This window comes from Shewanella sp. SW24, assembly GCF_025653395.1.
GTDB lineage: Bacteria > Pseudomonadota > Gammaproteobacteria > Enterobacterales > Shewanellaceae > Shewanella > Shewanella oncorhynchi.
Genome location: NZ_JAKKSH010000018.1, coordinates 70283 through 94047 on the forward strand (window position 1 = coordinate 70283; position 23765 = coordinate 94047).

Annotated in this window: 18 protein-coding genes; 12 read left to right on the top strand and 6 right to left on the bottom strand. The window is 45.1% G+C overall.

The genetic code is table 11. From position 1 onward, the window contains the following. Positions 1–231 precede the first annotated feature (231 nt). Both L5M17_RS15275 and L5M17_RS15280 read right to left on the bottom strand, forming a co-directional pair. Complete coding sequence (locus tag L5M17_RS15275) at positions 232–552, bottom strand: BolA family protein (RefSeq protein ID WP_028761572.1); 321 nt, start codon at positions 550–552, stop codon at positions 232–234. 152 nt (positions 553–704) lie between these two features. Further along, entirely contained in the window at positions 705–1319 is a 615-nt protein-coding gene (locus L5M17_RS15280) for an alpha-ketoglutarate-dependent dioxygenase AlkB family protein (RefSeq protein WP_263148369.1), read from the bottom strand. A gap of 83 nt (positions 1320–1402) precedes the next feature. Here L5M17_RS15280 and L5M17_RS15285 point away from each other — a divergent pair, with 83 nt between their 5' ends. Together L5M17_RS15285 and L5M17_RS15290 are read left to right on the top strand one after the other, a co-directional pair. Then, entirely contained in the window at positions 1403–2539 is a 1137-nt protein-coding gene (locus tag L5M17_RS15285; RefSeq protein WP_263148392.1) for a methyltransferase, read from the top strand. Positions 2540–2751: 212 nt separating this feature from the next. Then, positions 2752–5982: a DUF2339 domain-containing protein gene (locus L5M17_RS15290; RefSeq protein WP_263148371.1), complete on the top strand. Its 3231-nt coding sequence runs from the start codon at positions 2752–2754 to the stop codon at positions 5980–5982. A gap of 106 nt (positions 5983–6088) precedes the next feature. Here L5M17_RS15290 and L5M17_RS15295 read toward each other — a convergent pair whose 3' ends face one another. After that, the gene (locus tag L5M17_RS15295; protein WP_263148373.1) at positions 6089–7387 is read right to left on the bottom strand and encodes an O-acetylhomoserine aminocarboxypropyltransferase/cysteine synthase family protein; all 1299 of its coding nucleotides are present in this window, start codon (positions 7385–7387) and stop codon (positions 6089–6091) included. A gap of 123 nt (positions 7388–7510) precedes the next feature. Beyond that, positions 7511–8950 carry a PLP-dependent aminotransferase family protein gene (locus L5M17_RS15300; RefSeq protein ID WP_263148374.1) on the bottom strand — a complete coding sequence of 480 codons (1440 nt, stop codon included), beginning with the start codon at positions 8948–8950 and terminating at the stop codon, positions 7511–7513. A 158-nt stretch (positions 8951–9108) separates the two neighbouring features. On the opposite strand from L5M17_RS15300, the gene L5M17_RS15305 reads away from it, so the two are divergent. The 4 genes from L5M17_RS15305 (at position 9109) to L5M17_RS15320 (ending at position 12791) form a co-directional block, all read left to right on the top strand. Continuing rightward, positions 9109–10443, top strand: coding sequence for a cytochrome ubiquinol oxidase subunit I (locus L5M17_RS15305; protein WP_263148376.1), 1335 nt, complete (start codon positions 9109–9111; stop codon positions 10441–10443). Positions 10444–10503: 60 nt separating this feature from the next. Further along, complete coding sequence (gene cydB, locus L5M17_RS15310) at positions 10504–11511, top strand: cytochrome d ubiquinol oxidase subunit II (RefSeq protein ID WP_263148378.1); 1008 nt, start codon at positions 10504–10506, stop codon at positions 11509–11511. A gap of 101 nt (positions 11512–11612) precedes the next feature. After that, complete coding sequence (locus L5M17_RS15315) at positions 11613–11747, top strand: DUF2474 domain-containing protein (RefSeq protein WP_105250029.1); 135 nt, start codon at positions 11613–11615, stop codon at positions 11745–11747. Between the two features lie 639 nt (positions 11748–12386). Next, complete coding sequence (locus L5M17_RS15320; RefSeq protein ID WP_028759523.1) at positions 12387–12791, top strand: GreA/GreB family elongation factor; 405 nt, start codon at positions 12387–12389, stop codon at positions 12789–12791. A gap of 774 nt (positions 12792–13565) precedes the next feature. On the opposite strand, the gene L5M17_RS15325 is transcribed toward L5M17_RS15320, so the two are convergent. Continuing rightward, a complete protein-coding gene (locus tag L5M17_RS15325) occupies positions 13566–14342 on the bottom strand; it encodes an AraC family transcriptional regulator (protein WP_263148379.1) in 777 nt (258 codons plus the stop codon). A 213-nt stretch (positions 14343–14555) separates the two neighbouring features. Between L5M17_RS15325 and L5M17_RS15330 the strand changes: the two genes are divergently transcribed. Then, positions 14556–15446 carry a DMT family transporter gene (locus tag L5M17_RS15330; RefSeq protein WP_028761579.1) on the top strand — a complete coding sequence of 297 codons (891 nt, stop codon included), beginning with the start codon at positions 14556–14558 and terminating at the stop codon, positions 15444–15446. Positions 15447–15599: 153 nt separating this feature from the next. Beyond that, a complete protein-coding gene (locus L5M17_RS15335; protein WP_263148381.1) occupies positions 15600–17231 on the top strand; it encodes a methyl-accepting chemotaxis protein in 1632 nt (543 codons plus the stop codon). Between the two features lie 281 nt (positions 17232–17512). Here the strand turns inward: L5M17_RS15335 and L5M17_RS15340 are convergent, their stop codons facing one another. Further along, positions 17513–18358 carry an FAD:protein FMN transferase gene (locus L5M17_RS15340; RefSeq protein ID WP_173496924.1) on the bottom strand — a complete coding sequence of 282 codons (846 nt, stop codon included), beginning with the start codon at positions 18356–18358 and terminating at the stop codon, positions 17513–17515. Between the two features lie 723 nt (positions 18359–19081). Between L5M17_RS15340 and L5M17_RS15345 the strand changes: the two genes are divergently transcribed. The 4 genes from L5M17_RS15345 to L5M17_RS15360 all read left to right on the top strand — a co-directional run bounded on the left by L5M17_RS15345 (position 19082) and on the right by L5M17_RS15360 (position 23316). Then, a complete protein-coding gene (locus L5M17_RS15345) occupies positions 19082–20413 on the top strand; it encodes a Na+/H+ antiporter NhaC family protein (RefSeq protein ID WP_263148385.1) in 1332 nt (443 codons plus the stop codon). Positions 20414–20594: 181 nt separating this feature from the next. Beyond that, entirely contained in the window at positions 20595–21293 is a 699-nt protein-coding gene (locus tag L5M17_RS15350) for a hypothetical protein (protein ID WP_263148387.1), read from the top strand. 8 nt (positions 21294–21301) lie between these two features. After that, the gene (locus tag L5M17_RS15355; protein ID WP_263148388.1) at positions 21302–22030 is read left to right on the top strand and encodes a 23S rRNA pseudouridine(2604) synthase RluF; all 729 of its coding nucleotides are present in this window, start codon (positions 21302–21304) and stop codon (positions 22028–22030) included. Between the two features lie 416 nt (positions 22031–22446). After that, positions 22447–23316, top strand: a complete 870-nt coding sequence (locus L5M17_RS15360) for a hypothetical protein (protein WP_263148390.1) — start codon at positions 22447–22449, stop codon at positions 23314–23316. The last annotated feature ends 449 nt before the right edge of the window (positions 23317–23765 follow it).

Genomic DNA, 23765 nt, shown 5'->3' on the forward strand with positions numbered 1-23765 from the left:
AAACGAGCGCATGGATCCAACTGACATGGAAATACACTCAGGATGGGTATCGACAATCACATCGCCCAACCTCTTAAAATAAAACATATTGTTAACACAGAAACTAAGGTAGGGAAACTAGAAACTAAGGTCGGCAAATCCAAAAACGGTCTTAAGTTGGCCTAAAACAAAAAGCCACTCTATGAAGAGTGGCCTTGAAATCTAAGCTAAACAGTATTATTGAGCGATTAATTAACCGCGACAATTTGGCGTATTAGGTACTTGTGCATTCGCATCCCACTCATTTTGAGTGAAAGTGTGAATAGACAAAGCATGCACGCCATTGGCTAACTCATGGGCTAAGTGAGTGTTGACCAATCGATGACGAGCTAATAAACGTAAGCCATCAAACTGCTCGCTCACCAGCACAACTTTAAAGTGGGTTTCTGAATTCGGTGGTACATGGTGACGATTACTTTCGTTAATCACTTCTAAATGGGTCGGCGAAAAGCATTCGGTTAATTTCTGCGAAATAGTGTTAGCCACAGTGCCCTGCACATGAGTATTGGACATATTCGAGTCTCAGAATGGGGAAATCCAGTTGCCGCAGAGTACTGCTTCAAATTGAAAAGATCAAATTCACGCTTTCAATTTGTTGATGCCCTACCACTTTATATCCAGTCATATTTCGCAGTGCTTCACCATAGGCAGTTAGCGGGAGGCAATTAACCATGGAAATTAACGATAAGTTGTCTAAAGGTATAGTTCCAACGCGGCTCTTTTACTTTCAAACGTTTAGGCAAACTGTGTAACCAGTCACTTTGCATAGGCCAGTGCATGATCAGTAGATCGCCACTGTTCAAACTTATGCTGTACTTGGTTTGACTGTGCTTATGCTTAAGCACAAAATCCCGCGTGGCGCCTAAGGTAATAGAAGCAATATGACCCCCCAGAGCAATTTCAGGTTCATCATCACTGTGGGCGCCCATACAATCTTTACCATCGGCGTAGCGATTCACTAATACCCCATTGCTCTCCAAACCATAATCCCGCGCTAACTTATCCCTCAACTTGTGAGCATATTTAGGCCAAGGTAAGGCGCGGATAAACAGTCCTGAATATAAATAGTCGCAGCCCAAATCGCCAAACCACACTTGCTGGCGAGGAATAACGTGAAACTGACCAAAGACTTGGATTTCAGGGCGACTTAAGGGATAGGTCAGCGCTTCTTTCATTAGCGCCGCTTGCTGCTCAGCATTAAGATAACCCCGCACTAAGGTGATGGGCGGTTTAATTTGAGCTTCACCCACTGTATCAAACCCTAACTTACCTTGCTGCATTGACGTCCTCCATGCGAGCCATCGCACTGCGCCATGAAATCTGCGATAATCTGCGCCTTAAATTTATTGGCGCAGTGTGGCACATGACAACACAATTTTCAGTAGCGGGTGTTGAACTCGAACTCTTACGGTATCCAGCTCAGCAGGAATCTAATCTTCAAGCTTGGGATGCCGCCGATGAACACTTACTCAAAAGCCTTATTGAGTCAGAGCAAGCCGCCGTGCCAACCGCCATTATCAACGACAGTTTCGGCGCCTTAAGCTGCGGTTTATCTAAATTGCATCCAAGTTGGCCACTATTTGTTGAAACCGATGCTAGAACCAGCTTTTTAGGCACAGAGCAAAACCATGGCCGCAATCAGTTGCCTATGGATAATCTGCAATGGTTTACCAGCCGCGATACCTTGCCAGAAAACTTAGCCTTAGTATTGATGAAGTTGCCTAAGAACTTAAGCTACTTTGCCCACCAGCTAACGCGCTTGTCGCAAGTGTTACCCGCAGGCACTCGTGTATTAGTGGCCGCCAAATCCAAATCGATTAATGGTGCCTTACTCGACATCTTTGCTAAGCATTTAGGCCTCGCAAGCGCCAGTTTAGCGTGGAAAAACACGCGAGTGATCACCTGTGTCAGTGATGGCAAACCAAGACCATTAGCCAAAGAAGTGACTTGGGCCGTACCCGAATATCAACTTGAGATCAGCAATTTAAGTAATGTGTTTGCCGCCAACAAACTCGATATTGGCGCACGTATCATGCTAGAGAATCTGCCCAAAGGGGATTTTAAGTCGATTGTCGATCTCGGCTGTGGCAATGGCGTGCTGGGGTTACGCACCGCCCAGTTATTCCCAGAGGCTGACATTCACTTTATCGATGATTCTGAAATGGCAGTCGCATCAGCCAAGGCAAACTGGGCACGCAACCAATTGCCCGCAGACAAAGGCCACTTCTATTGGGACGATTGCATGACGCATCTGCCCGATGATGTTCAACCGGATCTGGTGCTGTGTAACCCACCCTTTCATCAAGGTGAAGCCATTACCGATCATATCGCTTGGCAGATGTTTTTAGATGCCCGCCGCCGCTTAAAAGAGGGGGGGATCTTACATATCGTCGGTAACCGTCATCTGGCTTACCATGTAAAATTACAGCGCTTATTTAAGAACTGCACCACAGTCGCCTCCAACGGTAAATTTGTGATCCTGCAGGCACAGAAAAAATAACCTCATCGAAATTGACACGTTAAATGAGAGCCTGCAATGTTTGGCTCTTTTTTATACAGGGCTCTTTTTATGCAAAGCAATGACATGTTGGAAAAGTAACAGTCGGAGATTTCCTAAAAATCAACAACAACTAGCCGAAAAATACACATACAAGTACACTTCTTGCCGACAAAGGTTTATGAGTTAAGCACTTAAACACTTAGGAATGAGATATGCCGTTAAAGGATGACGTTGCCCAACTAAAAGCTGAGCTGGCACAGTTACAATCGCTGTATTTATCGCAGCAATCTTCGCTCGGTCGTCAATTAGCAGCATTCTCCACTAAGCTCGAAACCTTAAGTCAGCAAATTGCGGCTGAAGACGCCGCTGAAACCACTCTGAATATGGCAGCGAGTGCTTCATCGATTGCATCTGTGCTCACCGCCGCCGATAACGCGCCTACATTAACCTATGCGGCACAAACACCAACCCTTGAGTCTACTCCCGTAGAGCCAGCCCCTGCAGAATCCAACCCATGGCAGCAAGGCCCTATACCAACAGAATCTTGGCAAGAAGACCCTTGGCAAAGAAAAACGAAAAATACCTCGACGGAACAAGCCGCTAAAACCGAACACCTTATTCAAGCACAAAATCAACAGCTGAGTGATGAAGTCAAATTGCAGGCAAGCGTGCAAGCGGCGAGTCAATTTGATGAGTTGTTATCCCAAGGACTCGCGGCCGTCATGGCACCCTTTGCGGCAGTCAACGAGCAAGTCAAATCTTTCTACCATCATTATCAGGCTAAGGGATTAGGACCTGTCTTTTTGATGACTGTCGCAGGGATCATCACCCTGACCTTAGGCTTTGGTTATTTACTGCAGTATTCAATCAACCATTGGTTTTCAGAACTTGGCAAAGCGCTACTCGGGTTTGCCAGCGCGAACGCTATCATAGCCGGCGGGATTTTTATTCGCCAAAAACGCGCGGGTATGGCGGATTTTGGCTCAGGTATTGTCGGACTCGGACTCATACTTAATTATCTCTGCGCGTACTTTATTGGGCCGTATTTTGAGTTAATTCCCAATAGCGCGAGTTTTATCTTACTGTTATTGATCACTTTGGCGGGTTATGGCCTGTCGATGCGCTTAGATGCCAAAGTGATCGCCGTGATCGCCTTAGTCGGTGGCTCAACCGCGCCTATGATGCTGTTATCCCAAAGCTATGCGCCGCTATTGTATCTGCCTTATTTACTGCTTATTGGTGCAGGCGCCCTTGCCCAGAGTCGCAAACTTAAGTGGCCGCTGCTACTGGAAATCACCGCCCTGTTGCACATAGGCTGCATCGAAACTTTTAGCCATTTCATTGAATTGCCACTCAGTGACATTGGCGGCGTCAGTCTGCTCGCGCTTATCAGTATTAATGCGTTCTTTTATCTCTACGGCATCACAGGCCTACTATTTACCAAACCGTTTACCCATCATGATGAAAAACATAATGCACTGAGCCATCGCATACTCGCCCTACCGATAGCATTGCTCGCCTTTGTGTTATTAGAGTTGACGCAATTTACTGAGTTCGCAGGGGAAATCTTTGCGGCCAACGCCCTGATTTGCGCAGCCCTCTATTGGAAGCGCACAGGCAACCTAGAAAAAGCCCGCAACGGCTTATTGTTGGTCTTTGCTGGGAGTTTTGCGGGATTTGCCGCACTGTATTTACTCAGCCACGATTTCCTCGGATTAGTCTTACTGCTCGAAGCCTTATTACTGTTGTGGATTGGCACCAAAGAAGAACTAATTTCCGTTCGCGCCGAAGCCTATGTATTGCTGCTGATGGGATTAGGGCTCAATGCGTCTAGTGTACTGACGGGCATGAGCCTTTTAGAATCAAGCTTTATCGATGGGGCGCCAATTTCTCCCTTGTCAGCTTTTGGCTTTCCACTGTTGGCACTGGCTTTAAGTTGCGCCGCCTTAGTCTTAGTGATTCGGCTATTAACACTCCATCATACGTTACTTTCGACCCTAGAAAGTCAGCTAAACAGAGTGTTAAAAGAGCTATTAAGCGGTTTTTATGTGGCGACAATTATCCTCGCGGCTTACCTTTTGAGCAGCGATTACTACCTCGCTATCTTGCCACTGGTCAGCCTATTACTGCTGTATTTGAGCGCAAAGGACAGACTCGTTATCAGCGAGTTTGCTGCTTGGCTCTTACTATTGCCGCTGCTGTTTAAGGTTGTTGAAGGCATAACGCTCACAGGCAGTTTTAGCTTTAGTGCCCAGCCGCTTATAGCAAAACTGGCACGGTTTGAGTTATTTATCGCCCTACTCTTGGCCCATTATTGGTATCGTCGCCACTATAAAGATGCCTTATTTGCCAAAGCCGCTTATACGATGCAAACCTTCTGCTATTTGCTGCTGCCGCTTATTCTGCTGCCCAAAGTCATCCGCAACCATTGGGAATATACCGCTATTGCACTCTGGCTGAGCACCTTTATGAGCCTAGGTTTAGCCTACTTTGTTAAACATAAGAGTTTGAACATAGAAGCCAAAATCCTCACTTGGCTAGCGGTTCTTATGACAGCCTCGCTATGCCTTATTCACGCTTGGCAAGGACTCGCGGCGCTAGCCGTTGGCGCCCTGTTTATGAGCTTCACCCTGTTCCGCTACCGCCAGTTACCAGAGACATGGCGCCCCTTGCTGCAACTACAATGGCAATTGAGCCCTTATTACTTTGCACTGGTATTGGCCGTGATCGTTTATGGTTTTAATCATTCTGAGCTAGTAGGAATAGCCATGACAGCATTAGCCTTAAGTGGTTATTTTGCATTGCTAATCCAAAGAGGTTTAAGCCTAAGAGGTGTAAGTCAGGCATCTGTAGGCCAAACCTCATATAGCGCAAAATTCCCCCTCGCCGCCGAAATCCAAGCCGCAATAAAGGAAAGCTACCATCTCGCCTATGGCCTAACGTTAGGCTTAGCCCTGTTGCCCATCATGTTGCATTTTGAGCTGACACTCGGGCTTAATCGTGATAATGCCTCGTTTATGTTAATCGAGTTTTTATCACTGGCGCTCCTAGCAAGGCTTATCTTGCAGCACGGTGCAGCAATACGCTTGCATAGACGCATCTTACCTTTACAAGGACTTAAGTGGGGTTGGCATCTGTTACTCGCCTTGAGTTACTTCATGTGGAGTTATAGCTTCGATAACATTATTGCCGCCCCACTCAGCGCGATTTTATTGGTTATCCATGGCAGTGTGTTGATGTTTATCAGCTTAAAACCACAAAATGCCGATATGATCCGCCTCGCTGCTGGGCTATTTACCTTATCGACGCTTAAAGTGCTATTACTGGATATGGCGTCCTTCGAGCTAGTACAAAAGGTGATTGCCTTTATGCTGATCGGGGTTATTTTGCTGACTGTTTCTTACTTCTATCAGAAGGCGAGAAATCGACTGCAGCAAGATTAACATCGTTTTTAAAGCACTAAAAAAGCCGCTATCGAATTGAATCAATGGCGGTTTTTTACTGTTAACGATTTAATAAAGCGATGAGGTATCGGCTATTTAATATGGACTATTTGCTCGCCAGTGCCTTCTCGAGTGCCTGTGCAACATCGTTAATGATGTCGTCGATATGCTCAATCCCAACCGAGATACGGATAAGATCCTCAGACACACCCGCCCTTGCCAGTTCATCGGCATCGAGCTGTCTGTGCGTAGTGCTCGCAGGGTGGCAGGCCAAGGATTTAGCATCCCCAATGTTCACTAAACGCAGGATCATCTGCAGTGCATCGATAAAACGTCCGCCAGCACGCTTACCTTCTTCTGCTGTGGCCGCTTTAATCCCAAAGCTGATGATCCCTGAAGCTTTTCCGCCAATGATCTTATGGCAATTATCCTGATAAGGGCTGCTCGGCAAGGCGCCGTAGTTCACCCAACTGACCGCCGGATGCAGCACCAGATATTCCGCTAATGCCAAGGCATTTGAGCAATGGCGCTCCATTCTAAGGCTTAGAGTTTCAAGGCCTTGCAATAGTAAAAATGCACTGTGCGGTGACAGTGCAGCGCCAGTATTACGCAGCGGTACTACACGGCAACGACCAATAAATGCAGCAGGACCAAAGGCTTCTGTGTAAACCACGCCGTGGTAGGAAGGATCAGCTTGGTTGAGTAAGGCAAATCTTTCCTTATTCGCCACCCAATCGAACTTGCCTGAATCAATAATCACGCCGCCAATCGTTGTGCCGTGGCCACCAATGTATTTAGTTAAAGAGTGGATAACGATATCGGCGCCATGCTCAAAGGGGCGACATAACACTGGAGTCGCGACCGTATTATCGACAATTAAAGGCACGCCATGCTTATGGGCAATCTCGGCTAAACGTTGTAAATCGACAATATTGCCGGCTGGATTACCAATCGATTCGCAGAATAAGGCCTTAGTTTTGTCATCGATCAGCTCATCGAGGCCTTCAAAATCATCGAAAGCCGCCATGCGCACTTCAACGCCTTGGCGCGGCAGCGTATGGGCAAACAGATTGTAAGTGCCGCCATAGAGCTGACTAGTGCTGACGATGTTATCGCCAACTTGAGTCAAGGCTTGAATCGCATAGGTAATCGCCGCCATACCCGATGCTACGGCCAGCGCACCTATGCCGCCTTCAATAGCCGCCAGACGTTGCTCTAGCACGCTAGTCGTAGGATTCATTATCCGAGTATAAATATTACCAGCGACTTTTAAGTCAAATAAATCAGCACCATGCTGGGTATCATCGAAAGTATAAGAGGTCGTTTGATAGATAGGTACTGCGGCCGCCTTCGTGGTCGCTTCTGACTCATAACCGTAGTGTAATGCCAGTGACTCTAATTTCATTTTCCCTTCCTTATCCGTAGCAGCCCAGTATTCAATCGACATTGAGAATTGCACAAGATTTGTGCATGCTCAACAAGCTAACAGATAGACATCTAGAAGTCTAAAACTTTTTAACCACAGCCTTTAACTTCGGCGCAAATTGTTGCGGATAAGTTCGGCCAGCACCACGACCGCTGAGACTATCTCTGGCGAGCACTCGTATGAGGTATTCAAACGCATAAAATGGCGGAATTCGACCTGATTACTAAAGAGATTTCCGGGTGCAATACTGATCCCACGCTCAATCGCCTGATAATAAATTTGTGTAGCATCCATATGTGCTGGCAGCGCTAACCAGAGAAAATAGCCGCCCTGCGCAAAGTTGACCCCCACAGATTCGGGCAGATGCGCGCACAATAATTGATACATGGCCAATTTACGGCTGACTAACTTTTTACGTAACTGTTTCAAATGCCGTTCATATTGCGCCGACTGAATAAAATCGGCGATGGCGAGCTGCATCGGCGCACTGGTCGATAACGTCGACATGACTTGTAAACGTTGTAACTGCGGTGCATGGCATCCCGCCGCCACCCAGCCGACACGATAACCAGCAATCAAAGACTTAGAAAATGAGCCGCAGTGCAATACCCGTCCCTCTGTATCGAAGGCTTTTACTGGCCTTGGCGCGCTGGAATCGACATAGAGTTCTTGATAAACATCATCCTCAATCAGACTGACCTTATGCTCGTTTAGTAGCTGATAAAGCGCTTGTTTTTTAGTATCAGATAAACTGCAACCTAAGGGATTTTGATGTTGGCTCATCAACCAGCAGGCTTTCACTGGATAGGTTTTCAACACTTCTGCCAGCGCCTCGAGATCAATCCCCTGTTGTGGATCGGTAGCAACCGCAATGGCCTTAAGCTTAAGCCGCTCAATCGCTTGCATCGCACCATAAAAGGTCGGTGATTCAATGACAACCCAATCCCCCGCTTGAGTCAGCGTCGCTAAACTCAAGTTGAGCGCCTCCATGGCACCCGAGGTAATGATGATTTCGTCGGGCGAAATGCTCATGCCTAATTTGGCATAACGTTGGGAGATCGCCTTACGCAGTCCCGCATTGCCTGGTGGTAAATTATCGGCGGCAAAAGAAGGTGACATGTGCCGAGTGACCTTAACCAAAGATCGCGCCAGTGCTTGTTGCGGAAATAAACTAGGATCGGGAAATCCTGAGCCAAAGGGTACTATGTCCGCCTGCTTTGAAGCCTGCAGCACATTGAATACAAACTCATTAATATCCACGCTATCGGAAAGATAAATCGGCTTTTGTCGCTCGGGATAACGAAAGGCTTCTCCCTGGCGCGCGATTAATTCCGGCTTTGGCGCCACTAAATAGCCAGACTTAGCCAGTGCCGAGATCACGCCTTGGCTTTCCAATAACTGATAGGCATTGAGCACTGTCATCAGACTCAAGCCCGAATCGACCACAGTTTGGCGCAGCGATGGCAATTTGTCCCCCGCCTGCCAGACACCTTGGGCTATTCGTGTCTTTAATTCCTGCGCTAACTGTTCGTACTTCGCCATCTGTTATAGCCCAATCAATATATTCTGTGTCTGTTATAGCCAGCTTATCCCATGGTCTAATAGCACACAAGCTTTCACCGTTGAGCCAATTTAGGGCTCAGTGTACGCGACTAGATCAATGCCTTTGTAACGAGAAATGCCTATCGCTCGAGGAAATTATGTTTGATTTTGATGCCACTGTACTCGCTAGGATCCAATTTGCTTTTACCATCTCTTTTCACATTATTTTCCCTGCCATCACTATCGGCCTCGCCACCTATCTGGCGGTATTAGAAGGCTTATGGCTGAAAACTGCGAATGAGGTTTACCAACAACTCTATCAATTTTGGTCGAAGATTTTTGCCATAAACTTTGGCATGGGCGTGGTCTCAGGCATAGTGATGGCCTATCAATTTGGTACCCATTGGAGCGCGTTTTCCGCCTTCGCGGGCAGCGTGACGGGGCCGCTACTCACCTATGAAGTCCTCACCGCCTTCTTTCTCGAAGCGGGTTTTCTGGGGGTCATGCTATTTGGTCAGCAGAAGGTAGGCAAAAACCTGCATTTCTTCGCCACTTGTATGGTCGCCACGGGCACGATTATCTCAACCTTCTGGATATTAGCTTCAAACAGCTGGATGCAGACGCCCCAAGGTTTTGAAATCGTGAACAATCGCGTCATTCCTGTGGATTGGTTTCAGATAGTGTTTAACCCTTCATTTCCCTATCGTTTAGCCCATATGACAGTGGCAGCCTTTATTTCATCGGCTTTCTTTGTGGGCGCATCGGCGGCTTGGCATTTACTCAAAGGTAACGACACGCCCGCGGTCCGCAAGATGTTGTCTATGGCGATGTGGATGGCGTTAATTGTCGCGCCGCTGCAAGCGGTAATTGGTGATTTTCATGGTTTAAATACCCTTGAATATCAACCTGTAAAAGTCGCGGCGATGGAAGGCCATTGGCGTAATGAGGGTGACAAACCCACACCGCTTATTTTGTTTGCGATTCCCGATATGGACGCAGAGAAAAACCACTTCAGGCTCGAAATCCCAGGGCTCGCGAGCCTGATCTTAAAGCATGATTTAAGCAAACAAGTGCCAGCCTTGACTGAGTATCCCGCCGAGGACAGACCCAATGTGTTGTTAGTGTTCTGGAGTTTTAGGCTCATGGTCGGCTTAGGTCTATTGATGATTGTTGCCGGACTGTGGAGCGCTTATCTTAGACGCAAAAACAAACTCTACAGCAACAAACACTTTCTGCGATTTGTATTGGTGCTCGGCCCCGCCGGATTGCTCGCCACACTAGCGGGTTGGTTTACCACCGAGCTTGGCCGTCAACCTTGGGTGATCCAAGGATTGATGCGCACTCAGGATGCCGTGTCTTCCCACAGCGTTACCCACCTGAGTATCAGCCTAGGGATTTTCATCGTCAGTTACTGCGGCATCTTCGGCGTTGGTTATCGCTATATGATGCGACTCATCCGCAAAGGGCCAGATATCGCGGCAACAAGCCATTAATTTTAAAGTAAATAAATCTAGTTTTACTTATTCAATCTTAAACATATTTAAGGGCTCACCATGGAATTCGATCTACCCTTGATTTGGTTCGGGATCATCATTTTTGCCACCTTAATGTATATCGTGATGGATGGCTTCGATCTCGGCATCGGCATACTATTTCCCTTTATTCACGATGAGGACGACAGGGATATTATGGTCAATACCGTCGCCCCCGTTTGGGATGGAAACGAAACTTGGTTAGTGCTCGGCGGCGCCAGCCTGCTCGGTGCCTTTCCCCTCGCCTATGCCATAGTGCTCGAAGCGCTAACCATACCGCTGCTCATCATGCTGCTGGCATTGATTTTTCGCGGCGTGGCATTTGAGTTTAGATTTAAGTCGGGCGCAGAAGCTAAACCATTCTGGGATAAAGCGTTTATGTTCGGTTCTATCACGGCCACCTTTTCACAGGGCGTAGTGCTGGGGGCGTTTATCTCTGGCATTTCGGTGAGTAACCAACAATTTAGCGGCAGTAGTTTCGATTGGTTAACGCCCTTCTCACTTTTCTGCGGTTTTGGTCTTATGCTGGCCTATGCTCTGCTCGGCGCGACTTGGCTGGTGAAAAAATGCCAAGGCGAGCTTAAAACGACCATGCAACAACTCGGCAAAGCACTGACCTTATGCCTGTTGATGACCATAGGTTTAGTCAGTTTATGGACCCCCTTCGTGCAACCCAATATTGCCCAGCGCTGGTTTAGCTTGCCGAATTTATTCTACTTCGCCCCAGTGCCAATACTGGTATTAGCCTGCGGTTGGGCCTTGATAAAATCCCTAAATCGTGATGATAACTATCAGCCATTCCTACTCACTCTAGGGCTGATTTTCTTAGGATTTAGTGGCTTAGGGATCAGTATCTGGCCGCACATTATTCCACCCAACATCAGCCTTTGGCAGGCAGCAGCCCCCGACAGCAGCCTAAGCTTTATGCTCGTCGGCGCCCTGATGATCATCCCGCTGATTTTGGTTTATACCTTTTGGAGCTACTACGTGTTCCGCGGCAAAGTAACCAAGGATGCAGGCTATCACTAGCCATGACTCAGGTAAAAGAGGCTCCCCAAAACGCGACCTAAGCTAACTTGGCTTAGGTCGCTGATTCACCTTAGATAACTTTACATATGCAGGAGATCAACATGACGACCCAAACGAAATCCCTCGCCTATCGACTCGGCTGGTTAGTGCTGATTTGGTGTACAAGCGTAAGCTGTCTGTTCCTCGTCTCTATGTGTATCAAAATACTTTTAAAAGGTGCGGGCTTAACAACCTAAGTAAATATTGACTTTAGAAGCTTATATTAAGGCTTAATTCAGTTAGTGCCCATAGCATCTAGCGACAATGCACTAGAACATTCAATGGTTGAATTAATTTGGCTTTCAGTTCCGCCAAATTAACAAGTGCTCAGTTTACTTTACGAGTGCTAGCATTAAATTGACGAAGACTAGCCTCAATGTAGCAAAGTTAAAACTATGTTAAATCTAGCTTTGCTGTTATCAGTATATTCAGCAAAATTAGCTTAGTTAGGCTTGCTTTATATTTTTACTTGACCTATGGTATCAGCCAAGCAATTACTTATTTAGTTAATGGCAAGATTTAGTTAATGGTGAAATTTAGTTAATGGCAAGACCGATATACTAAATCGATATACAAAAATAAATAATCAATCGAATATCAACTTTTGACTGGAGATGTAACACTATGTTTAGCACTGCATTTTCATCACTATTTTCCCATGTGTTAGCTAACACATCTAGTTCAGTAAGCTCAATCCGCCTCACGCTCAAATTCCCAGTCTAAGCCGAGCGTCACTCGCGCTCGGCAGAATTATAACTTCTTGTGAAATAAGCACAGAGTAATACTCATTTTAATTTCTATGCTTATATTTTAACTTTGTTATTTCAGAGGCTGCAATGGCATATTCTTTTTTTAGTGGTCTTTTCCAGAATTTTATTCTAAAAACTGAAACCTATTATTTACAAAACAGTTTTAATGCCTCTCTACGCCCAACGGCTTTGGCAGGCGTGATTAGTAAGCTTGAGCAGCTAAAGCATGATACGACGAGTGATAAAGTGACTGTGGGACGGGAAATTCACTTAGTTAATCTGCAGGATCAGCAAGAGTATCAAATTGAACTCGTGTATCCACCAAGGCATAAACCCAGTGCAGGACGTTTCTCTGTCATATCAGATTTAGGCGTCAGCTTACTTGGGTTATCAAAGGGCGAACTGGCAGAGGTGAGCATTTTAGGCAAACCAGTTCTGTTTATGATTAAAGATGTCAGTTTAACGAAAAAACAACCTAAAAAGTCTGTATAGGAAAAAATCATTTGGGCATACTTTTTGTAAATGGCTATTGAGTATTGCTACTTGATAACATTTCAGAAAATTTTAAAAATATGATTATAAGGTTGTAAGCATTTTAAAATAGAGCATGTTCAATTCAGTGGCAACATGCTTTGAACTCGCTATTAGCGGCGGCTTATAGCGGCATTTTCAACATGATATAATAAGAGGGAATGTTATTTTGAAGTCATTAACTGGCCGCGATATTTATTAAAGAGACACTTTAAATAAGTTTAACACTGCAATTAACGACTCTTTGCAACTATTTATGTATAAGTCATGGCAGCGCTTTAGAGTAAACAGCAAAGGGGTTAAGAGGTTTAGCACGGCGCCTCAATCGTTAAATTTATTTTTATACTCTTTATAAATAAACCGTCTCAATTAAAGCCTGAAATAAAAATTGAGCCCAACTATCGAAACCGATTTGCGGCGCGGGTTCGGATAGTAACCTTCACTTTGGAGTTTATATCTATGAGTAAAGAAAAAAACAAAAAACCGCCAATGAAAACCTTAAAAGAGAAGCGTCAAGATAAACGGAACCGCCAAAAGGCTTCCGACTAACTTATCTAACTCTGTAAAAAACCTTAAATCCTCTCTTTAAATAGGCCGAAAATAGGGTGTTAATACTTTAGCACCCTATCTTATTTCACAGTTTACCCCAATATTTTTAGTGCATCATCTAGCGCGACTTTCGCATAAGATCTCATCATCTCGCCTTTATTAAGCCTTGCTCCATCAGCCACTCAATCACAATCGGCGGCGATACTGCTCAGGTGAGCACTGAGCATATTTTTTAAACATCACGATATAAGGCGAAGTTTGGTTATAGCCGAGCGTCAATGCCACTTCTTTGATCGCAAGTCCCTGACGTAATAGATGTAATGAATAGATAAACTTATGCCTTTGTCTTAGCTCAGTAAAACTCATCCCCAGAACCTCTTGGCAGCGACGAGCTAAGGTACGCTCTGTGGTATGTAATTCACTGGCCCAAGATTTAAAGGTTTTCGAACTCGCAGGGTCGGCTTCAAGTGCCAGCAACAACGGCTGTAACAGTTTATCTGAAACGGTGGGCAGAAATTGCGGTAGAGCTTTACCCAAGGTCAGCTGATCGAGTAAAACCTCAACCAGTCGCTTATCCGCCGCAGTTTCTGCCACAGTGACTTGCCGTTCCCGCAGATCGTTAACGATAGATTGGGCAATGGGTGTCACGGCTAAAAGACAGGTCTCTATGGGAAAAGCCGCAGCTCGCTCGGCAACTATATTCATCGAGCAATAATGAATACTGCGCCGAGTGTAACTTTCATGTTCTATCCCCGCAGGAACCCAAATCGCATATTGTGACGGCGATAAAAACCGTTGCCCTGCAGCATGTAACTCCATAATTCCACCGCTGATTAACTGCAGTTGCCCCCAAACATGTTGATGTTTTGGCGTTACCGTATTTGGCAGGAAAGCTTCATAGTTGAAGAAGATATCTGCAGCAGGCTCTTGCTCTGCCGTGAGCGGATGGTAAACCGTGCGCATTTTGATGCCCTCAAAGCTATGGTGGTCCAAAAAACTCAAACGAAATCGCTAACCCAGATTACGCTTGTCCGTAGAGGAACTGACCTTGTCTGATAAGCGATATTTATATCATAACCGACCATGGATAATAGCCACTAATCTATTATCTGGATGCTTAAGTGATAAGCCATAAGCTAAGGCCAGTCACTTTAGCCAGTACCTAAAGGCAAGACCATGCTGTATTTGTTTCCCCTGTTGGCCGTATTAATTTGGGCAGGCAATTCGATAGTCAACAAGCTCTCATTTGGGATTATCGATCCTGAAGCCATAGCGTTTTACCGTTGGTTTTTCGCTATGTTATTGTTAACCCCCTTTGTCGCAAGTCGCGTCTGGCAAAAACGCCAAGTGATACTACCTTTGTTACCTAAGTTTGCTACTTTGGCTTTGTTAGGTATGGTGCTAAACCAAAGTCTGGCCTATTTTGCAGCGGCTACCACCACGGCAACAAATATGGCATTAATCACCTCTCTCGTGCCTATGATCAGTCTGTTTTTAGCCGTGCCATTACTCAAGCAAAAATTATCACCGTTAGCCTTTGGTGGCACCTTAATCTCGCTATTTGGATTGATTTTTATGCTCAGTCACGGCGATATGATGAACCTTGCCATCGGCGTGACTCAAGGTGATTTACTGTTGCTCTTTAGCGCCTTTGTGTATGCGCTCTATGGCGTATTACTGAAACGCTGGCAACTGCCACTACCGACTTGGGAATCGGTTTATATTCAAGGACTCATAGCCGTATTCATGCTGACACCACTGCTGTTTACAAGTCCCAGCATGGCGATCAGTGCCCAATCGGCACCACTGATACTTTACGCTGCTATCGCTGCCTCACTTTTAGCGCCGTGGGCTTGGATCAATGGCATAAGCAAACTCGGCGCCGATCGCACCAGCGTATTCTTTAATTTAATGCCTATTATTGCGGCGATACTGGCGGCCATCATCCTAGATGAAACCTTAGCCATTTATCATTATATTGGCGGTTCTATGGTCATTATTGGCGTCATGCTAGTGCAGATAAAACCTAAGCCTAAAGTCATCCCTACCCTAGCTTGTCCTGAATAATCCAAAGTAATGCGTCAACGCCTTGGTAACAGTGACCAAGGCGGTTTCACTTATTTCAATGCGTACAAAATCCCATCGCAATCTGCTGCACGCAAAGGCAATTCTATAAATAACGGCTAAGCTATTTATTAAGTTATTAATGGAGATCGTCCTATGTTTAACAGTATTCGCGTTAAGTTTTCACTGATGTTTGCCATTATGGCGACAGCGCTCATTGTCATGGCGGTCACCGACGCTATGCAAAGCCGTGCCACTGTGAAACAGATGCAGGAATTTAGTCAGTTATTTAATCCCGCAATTTCGGCAATTCTCAATGCAGATCGCGACCTTTATCAGGCGCAGCTAAGTGAAGAAGTGTTACTCAGGGAAGAATTATCTGCCGATAATCGCAAAAGTGAAATTGATAACTGGCAAGAGAATGTCGATCAAGCCCGTGACAGAATGGGAGAATTTAAACAAATCCTGACAGATCACCTGCAAGTACTGCAATCAACCAATGGCTTTGAGGCGCAGTTTTCGCTCTGGTATCAGGCCTCATCAGAGGTCATTAATGCCGTCAAAAGTAATGATTTTGAACGCGCGAAACAACTCCACGAAACCAAATCCAAGCAAGAATTTAAGGCATTAAGAGATATCTACAATGCTGCGGGCGAAGCCGCCGATAACAGAGTAAAAGAGCTAGATTTACAAGCAACGGAACAGGCAACTACGCAAACCCAAATATCCTTAACGATAGCGAGCTTAGTCGCCATTGTGGCGCTGTTGATTGCCTACTTCGGACCTAAAATCATAGTCAATGCAATTGAAGATATCACTAGCAGGATCAATGACATTGTCGATGGTGACGGTAACTTAACCCAAAGGATCCCTATCACACGTCAGGATGAAATCGGCGAGCTCGCCCATGCATTTAACTTATTTGTAGAGCAGCTACAGCAAATGGTCATCTCGATTATTGGTCAAACTAAAGATGTGAGCCAAACCGTTGAAAGCCTTGCAACTAAGTCAGCTACCACAATCAACATCAGCCATGAACAAGAGCAGTTTGTCGATACTATTGTCACAGCAGTAAATGAAATGAGTGCAGCCGTAAGAGAAGTCGCCAGTAACGCTCTTCATACTGCCACCGAAATCACTAAAGTGAATGACCAAACAGTAGAGGGTAAAAATATCCTCGCCCAGTCCGTTAATCATATTCAGCAACTGTCTGAATCAGTTAAAAATGCAGTGACAGTTATTGAAAAACTTTCAGTCAATTCTGCCAATATTGCCTCAGTGCTTGATGTGATTCGCTCAATCGCTGAGCAAACTAACCTCCTTGCCCTTAACGCGGCCATTGAAGCGGCGCGCGCTGGCGAACAGGGCCGTGGCTTTGCCGTAGTTGCCGATGAAGTACGTACACTGGCGAGTCGTACCGAAACCTCAACCCAAGATATTCAGCGCATGATTGAAGAGTTGCAACGCGGAGTAAATGATGCGGTTAAAAGCATTGAATCGGGAGCTAGCCTGACCACATCAACCGTGACCCTCGCCAGCCAGACCCAAGATGCATTAGATGAGATTCTAAACTCCACCTCTAAGGTCAGTGAGATGTCCACTCAAACGGCGACTGCGACCGAAGAGCAAACCCATGTGACCGAAGAAATTAATCGTAACTTGACCGAATTATCCGATAAAACAAGATACTGCAACTTAGTGATCCAAGAAACGCAGCAAATAGTCGTCAACACTAAAGCCATTTGCAGCAACCTACAAAAAGAAGTTGCGCGATTTAAAGTCGCTTAAGATAAATGACTAACGACACATGGTTAGCGATAAGCTATTGAAACGAAAAGAGTGCCCAATGTAGGCACTCTTTTTAATGGAAATAATACCAAGCAAAGCTTGAAGACAATAAAAGCCCACAACCGTATGCAAGTTGCAAATAACGGTAAAGAAACCCAAGTTGTATCGATTCACCCGTTAAAGTGCGAATAACAGTACTAACTGCTTAATGTTAACTCACAGTAATGATTGAATTTCTAATTCAATCATCTGCAAAAGCTGTAAAACAGGCAAAAGATACATCAATCAAAACTGACTAATTGACCACCCAAGTGAGCAATTTTTTCAGCGGCCAAGTCGGGATTAAGGTAGCCTGCGACTTTCGTTAACGCATCGGCGCGCCAAGCAAAAGAGGCTCTCACACTAACAATACGCTCGCTTTCAGCATCGACGTTCGTATCGGCAACATTGCCAGTTGGCAGTAATAGTGCAGGGTAATCATGACTTAAGGTTTGTGAGACCCTTGAGCTGGCGAGCGCCATATTACTAACGCAGAGCTTTTGGCTCGCTCCTAATGGACCACGGCACACTACATTTAAAGATGCACTGCCAAAAACTTTTAAATCGCCACCCGCATTGACCCAACCTCCGCTCACGCCAGCGCGACGCAGCTCACTCACTGCCATATCAACCGCATAACCTTTAGCTATACCATCTAAGGTTAAAATTAGCGGTCTAGCTAACCGCGCTTGATTACCTTTTATTTCAATATCTTGCCAGTCACCTTGCAATAACAATGGCATACCAAGGTAAGCAGGCAAAGCGCCGCGAGACATCATTTCGCCGCCAACGGTACAATTGAATAAGTTGTTGCTCGCCTTACCCAGCCCCTTAGCCAACTTGAGCACTCGTAAACTATCTTGGCTTAACGTTACCCAAATTCCCGGCTGCCGATTTAACTGATTTAACTCGCTGTCCTGTTGATGGAAGCTCAGCAACCGCCCAATATGGGTCACACGCGAAAAAGCCGCGCTAATAGCCGCTTCCAATGCTTTATCTTTAAGTTGTACCTCACCGCTTTGATTTGGCAGTGACTCGGCAGCGATTTCCACCAGCGTTCCGAGTAATGGCTTAGCGCGACGTATCATGATAATACCCACTGTGGTAGGAAGATCTGAGGGATCAGCAATAAACGCTTCATCCAGTTAAATTTAAACAAAGCACTAAGAGTAATTAACATAATTTGTGCGGATTCTATTAAAGTCTCTACTTCAATACAAATTGTTGCCATTAGTTTTTATGGGGATTTTAGATGCTTGAAACTGTTTTACATTTAAAAACAATAGATTGCTTATTAAGGTTTTATTAAAGTTATTTGACTTATCATTGCTATCACAACGCTGCACAAGCGAACTAAGTCAATACGTCCCCAAATGAGCCCTATTGATTAATGCCACTCATCATTTACGCTATTTATGCTGTCTTACCCACCAACAACTCACACTAAATGGAGCAATAAATAGCCGGCTTACTCCATCACACCAGTCATCCGCTTAAATTTTACGCTATTCCATTCAGTTGAAATACACGCTAAATCAGATATAAACCCTCTAACTCAATCTAAATGAAAACAGGTAAAATATTGATTAGTAATTAAAATAAAGACTAATTTTCATCTTATACAACCTATTAATAACCTAGCGATCACAACGGAAGTAAAAACATCTAGACGTCTAAATTGACAGGTTATCAGTGATCAAATATGCTTTGCCTCAAGTTGCTAGGATACGATGCCGAGGCAACACTGAATTTAAGCGAGTTTGACTGCCAAGGATCCTGCGGAAAAACCCTAAGCGAAAGAGAGATAACATTTGAGCAATCCAACAGCAGCACAGCACAGCCCGGCATCTTTTATTGCCCTGTTGCCATTATTTGTTTTCCTTGGTCTTTTCATTGGCGCGGGTGTGTATTTCCAAAGCCAAGGTGTCGACTTTGCCTTCTATCAATTACCCAGCGTTATCGCTATTTTACCTGCAATCATTCTGGCGTTGATTTTATCAAAACAGAAATTAAATCAATCGATTGATACCTTTATTGGCGGTATTGGTCACAGCAATATTATTGCTATGTGTTTAATTTACTTACTTGCAGGCGCCTTCGCTGCAGTCGCTAAAGCCACTGGCGGCGTCGATGCTACTGTTGCTCTTGGTTTATCGTTAATCCCATCGAACCTGTTACTACCTGGTTTCTTCGTGATTGCCGCTTTTATCGCAACGGCCATGGGAACCTCTATGGGGACAATCGCTGCTGTCGCTCCCATCGCCCTAGGCGTAGCCGACCAAGCGCAAATCGACTATGCACTGATGGCGGGAGCCGTGATGTCTGGCGCCCTATTTGGTGACAACTTGTCGATTATTTCCGATACCACAATTGCAGCTACGCGCACCCAAGGCTGTGATATGAAAGATAAATTTCGTGAAAATTTGATTTTCGCTATTCCCGCATCACTGCTAACTTTAATCGCCTTTGTATTTGCCGGACAAGGACAAGCAGAATTAGCAACGCAGAATATCGATCTTATTAAGGTCATTCCTTATCTGACCATTTTGATCTTAGCTGTGGCGGGTCTGAACGTATTTGTGGTCTTGACCTTAGGTATCTTATTAGCGGGCGCAACCGGCCTGTTTACTATGGATTACGGCATGATCCAATTCGGTAAAGATATTTATGCTGGCTTTAGCAATATGCAGGAGATTTTCATTCTGTCTATGCTAGTGGGTGGTTTAGCCGCACTCATGCAGCAGCAAGGTGGTCTTGCCTTTGTGAGTAAACAGATTGAAAAGCTGATCACTCGTTTCTCCAAGGCGCAAGGTGAAGCTTCATGCCGCGCTGCTGAGCTAGGCATGGCTGGTATAGTCGCAGTGACTAACTCTTGTGTGGCTAACAACACGGTTTCTATCGTGGTGACGGGGGATATTGCAAAAGACTTAGCAGAGAAACATGGCGTGAGTCCAAAACGTGCCGCCAGCATACTCGATATTTTCGCCTGTATTATCCAAGGTTTAATCCCGTATGGTGCACAGGCACTCTTAATTGCTTCGACCTTTAGCATCACGCCATTAGCAGCGGTATCACACGCTTGGTACTGTATGATTTTAGCCGTAGTGGCTGTTGCGATTGTAATTTTCCGCAAACGACACTAAATGATATTTGAGTCGCATGAGTAGAATCTAACGTTTATGACAAGGAACGCACTAGGCGTTCCTTGTCATTTTAAAGCCCTCTTTTGACGAAAAAGCATCAACTCGCTTGCCTTCATTAAACAATTCAGGCAAGTTACCGCATTCAATGTGGTCATATCCCGTCAGTATATTTTTAGTCTCCATGAATCCTCTTTATCACCAAGAACCAAGTTATTACGATCTACATCGTCTTATTACATGGTTGATTGTAGGCGCAGCCTTTATTAGCGCTTCTGGAGTTTTAATTGCTATTTATGCTGAATATCAAAACGTTGGAGTTCAAGTCTTACAAATACGAGCTGATTTTTTAGGTAACTATATCAACTCACCCCTCGCTTATGTGTTTAATTTAAGCTTATTGGCTGCAGGGCTCTGCATACTCATTTCAATGACCGGGCTCTACTTACTAAAACTGGATACGTTCAGCCAATGCATCGCACTTACAGGTGCTTGGGTAGGAGTATCTGTGATTTTGATGGGAATATTCCCCATTAATTTTTTGAGCATACACCGAATAGTTTCAACGAGTTATCTATTAAGCACCCTCACCTTACACAGCCTTGTGATTATAGCGGGGATAGTGCCTCGGTTTATTTGCCCAAAGCCACTGTTCTATTTGAGCCTGATCAGCTTTTGTAGTGCAGTGAGTTTAACCCTGCAATTAGATTGGACAATATTGGATTTCCCTCCCTGTGTGCCCCAAACATACTTTTGTACTGTTTCAGCCAATATGTGGCTCCAAACTAACTTGAGTATTATTTGGTGTTTAAGCCTAGCCTTTGCAATGCGGCGCCTATCAAAAATACTGTATCATCGCGCCCAAGAACGCCAAATACTTTAGGGTAATCCATGCGCTTAGCAAAATACCTCGCCCAGTGTGGCATAGGCTCACGCCGTGAAGCCTGCCGTTTGATTGAGGCTGGGCGCATCACACTCAATGGCGGTATCGCCCGTCACACAGATCCCATCTGTTTAGACGAGTCATTAAACTGCCTCGACCGTATTGAGTTTGATGGCAAACCTATCACTAAAGCCGAAACACTCGCCTATTGGGTATTTAACAAAGCTGTGGGCACAGATTGCCGTCTGCTTGAGCAGGATGAAACGAGCCTCATACACCTACTTCCCAAAGCGCCAAGACTCTACCCCGTCGGCAGACTCGATAAGGACTCCCGCGGCCTGTTGCTGTTAACTAACGATGGTGAGCTGACCCATAAACTCATACACCCCAGCTTTGCCCACAGCAAAACCTACCATGTGCGCCTCGATAGGCCATTCACTGATGATTTTGTTGAACAAATGGCCAGTGGAGTGAATTATAAAGATGTGCAAACCCTGCCCTGCCAAGTTTGCCGCCTCAGTTCGGACAGCTTTGAAATCGTGCTGACTCAGGGATTAAATCGACAAATTCGGCGTATGTCCAAGGCGCTCGGATATCGCGTTATCGATCTTGAGCGCATCGCCATAATGGCGCTGAATTTACGTGAATTAGCATCTGGTGAGTTACAAGAAGGTCAAATGCGGCCATTAACACCACAGGAAACCACAGCGCTTAAAACGGCACTGGTTACAGCGTAAACTAAAAAACCGAAGATAATTACGGATGGAATATCTACATTAGACCTTCTGATTTCTGCCAATAGCAGCCATCTGCTGTTAACTCTCTTATGCCCCAAAGAAAGATAGTTGTATCGTCAATTGTGCTGCATGAATTGTCATTGTTTCCCCAGTGACACGCCGTCTATTTCTTGCAAAATAAGCATCCATGAGGCTCGACGGCGACATCCATGTCGCCAACGGTCACTGGTACAACAATGCCAATCCTAACTAACACTTCTGCTGTTAGTTTAGCTAAAAAGCTATTGCCCCAAAGCATGTTGTCGAGGTATTTGGCTTATAAATAACGTATTAATTACGGATTAGTCGGGTTACTTTGTGTTAGTTACTAACAGGCGTATTATTAAATGAAATTAAAGGCATATGGATGATTAGCTATGGTACTGAGTTGGCTAGATAAAATATTCATAAATGAACTAACTAAGGCGTTAACTATACATACTCCTGAACGAATTCCCCGTAGCGGAGACAGTGGCAAGGAGATCGATTGTTATAGTGTTTATGTGACCGATAGTCATGGGAGCTACCTTGCTGATGCCGTAGTTGATAATGGCAACAAGCTTAAAGTAAAAGTGTGGAATGAAGCCAAGAGAACCCATGACAGAAGTATGTTGTTAGACCTACAAAATCTGACAGTGCTGAACTTTACCATAAATCATTATCATGGCTTGGTTACGCACACATATGAATCCCCATTTGATTTTCTGATACATGAGGTAACTGGGTTCTATAAGATACAGTCCAAGTATGCACTGTGGAGGTACGCTGTTCCTCAGTTACTGCACTCAAAGAAGAAACATAAGAGACCTGATAGAAGCAGGGTTCTACGTGCGGTTATTGAATTGTCTGAAAATAACCACACACAGACACTAAATGTGATGCGAATTCTGAATAACATCTATGGGATGTACGCTATCTTGCACCCTCAATACCCGACGTTAAAGCAAGCAACGCTATTAGTTATGAGATCATTGGCGGAATCGGGCGATATTGAACTGGTTAATCAATATGAGTGCAGGATTAAAGGTAAGGCACTGACAACAATGGAACTGTTACAACTTGATGCTACTGAACGAAGAAGAACAAACGTGACAATGTGGCTAACGGTTGTATTAGCTATAACGGCGTTGTTTCAGGCAAAGCTGGTTATTACAGAGTTGGAATTGAATTTGGATAGCATTGTGAAAGGCGCATGGTTCTGGGTAAAAGAAACATCATCAGGCACAGCTGACAGCGGTGGAATTTGACATTTGTGGATACGAGAAGTTATCTGAAAGTGGGATTCTGAGGAGCTGACTCTAACTATCTTTTGTCCAAAAGCGTGCAGCGTAAGGCTTTTAAATCTACAGATTACACTAACGCTAAAAAGGAGAGCCATGGTGATTTACGAGACGACCGTCCGCCCCATGGACGGGGCGGTCGAGCATCCAAGGATGGACTTGAACAACATATATGGACCCATCCGGTTTGCAAGACATTCGATATCAATTTTGAGAAGAGTTCATTGCACCCATATATTCGGCCTGTTATTGAGGGATTCCTCTGGCCCTGATGGATATTTGCTTCTACTGTCCTTATCATCCCTGCGGCTTCATCAGAGCCTATGTTTTCGTAAGGTTTTTAGTAGATCAGTCTGACTGTCTCATCATCAAATCAAGTGTCTTAGCAACTTGCTGGTTGGTTAATCGTTAACATA

Excerpts from the sequence above, each read along its gene's own strand:
- L5M17_RS15275 (WP_028761572.1), bottom strand. The coding sequence starts at position 552 with ATGTCCAATACTCATGTGCAGGGCACTGTGGCTAACACTATTTCGCAG.
- L5M17_RS15280 (WP_263148369.1), bottom strand. The coding sequence starts at position 1,319 with ATGCAGCAAGGTAAGTTAGGGTTTGATACAGTGGGTGAAGCTCAAATT.
- L5M17_RS15285 (WP_263148392.1), top strand. The coding sequence starts at position 1,403 with ATGACAACACAATTTTCAGTAGCGGGTGTTGAACTCGAACTCTTACGG.
- L5M17_RS15290 (WP_263148371.1), top strand. The coding sequence starts at position 2,752 with ATGCCGTTAAAGGATGACGTTGCCCAACTAAAAGCTGAGCTGGCACAG.
- L5M17_RS15295 (WP_263148373.1), bottom strand. The coding sequence starts at position 7,387 with ATGAAATTAGAGTCACTGGCATTACACTACGGTTATGAGTCAGAAGCG.
- L5M17_RS15300 (WP_263148374.1), bottom strand. The coding sequence starts at position 8,950 with ATGGCGAAGTACGAACAGTTAGCGCAGGAATTAAAGACACGAATAGCC.
- L5M17_RS15305 (WP_263148376.1), top strand. The coding sequence starts at position 9,109 with ATGTTTGATTTTGATGCCACTGTACTCGCTAGGATCCAATTTGCTTTT.
- cydB (WP_263148378.1), top strand. The coding sequence starts at position 10,504 with ATGGAATTCGATCTACCCTTGATTTGGTTCGGGATCATCATTTTTGCC.
- L5M17_RS15315 (WP_105250029.1), top strand. The coding sequence starts at position 11,613 with ATGACGACCCAAACGAAATCCCTCGCCTATCGACTCGGCTGGTTAGTG.
- L5M17_RS15320 (WP_028759523.1), top strand. The coding sequence starts at position 12,387 with ATGGCATATTCTTTTTTTAGTGGTCTTTTCCAGAATTTTATTCTAAAA.
- L5M17_RS15325 (WP_263148379.1), bottom strand. The coding sequence starts at position 14,342 with ATGCGCACGGTTTACCATCCGCTCACGGCAGAGCAAGAGCCTGCTGCA.
- L5M17_RS15330 (WP_028761579.1), top strand. The coding sequence starts at position 14,556 with ATGCTGTATTTGTTTCCCCTGTTGGCCGTATTAATTTGGGCAGGCAAT.
- L5M17_RS15335 (WP_263148381.1), top strand. The coding sequence starts at position 15,600 with ATGTTTAACAGTATTCGCGTTAAGTTTTCACTGATGTTTGCCATTATG.
- L5M17_RS15340 (WP_173496924.1), bottom strand. The coding sequence starts at position 18,358 with ATGATACGTCGCGCTAAGCCATTACTCGGAACGCTGGTGGAAATCGCT.
- L5M17_RS15350 (WP_263148387.1), top strand. The coding sequence starts at position 20,595 with ATGAATCCTCTTTATCACCAAGAACCAAGTTATTACGATCTACATCGT.
- L5M17_RS15355 (WP_263148388.1), top strand. The coding sequence starts at position 21,302 with ATGCGCTTAGCAAAATACCTCGCCCAGTGTGGCATAGGCTCACGCCGT.
- L5M17_RS15360 (WP_263148390.1), top strand. The coding sequence starts at position 22,447 with ATGGTACTGAGTTGGCTAGATAAAATATTCATAAATGAACTAACTAAG.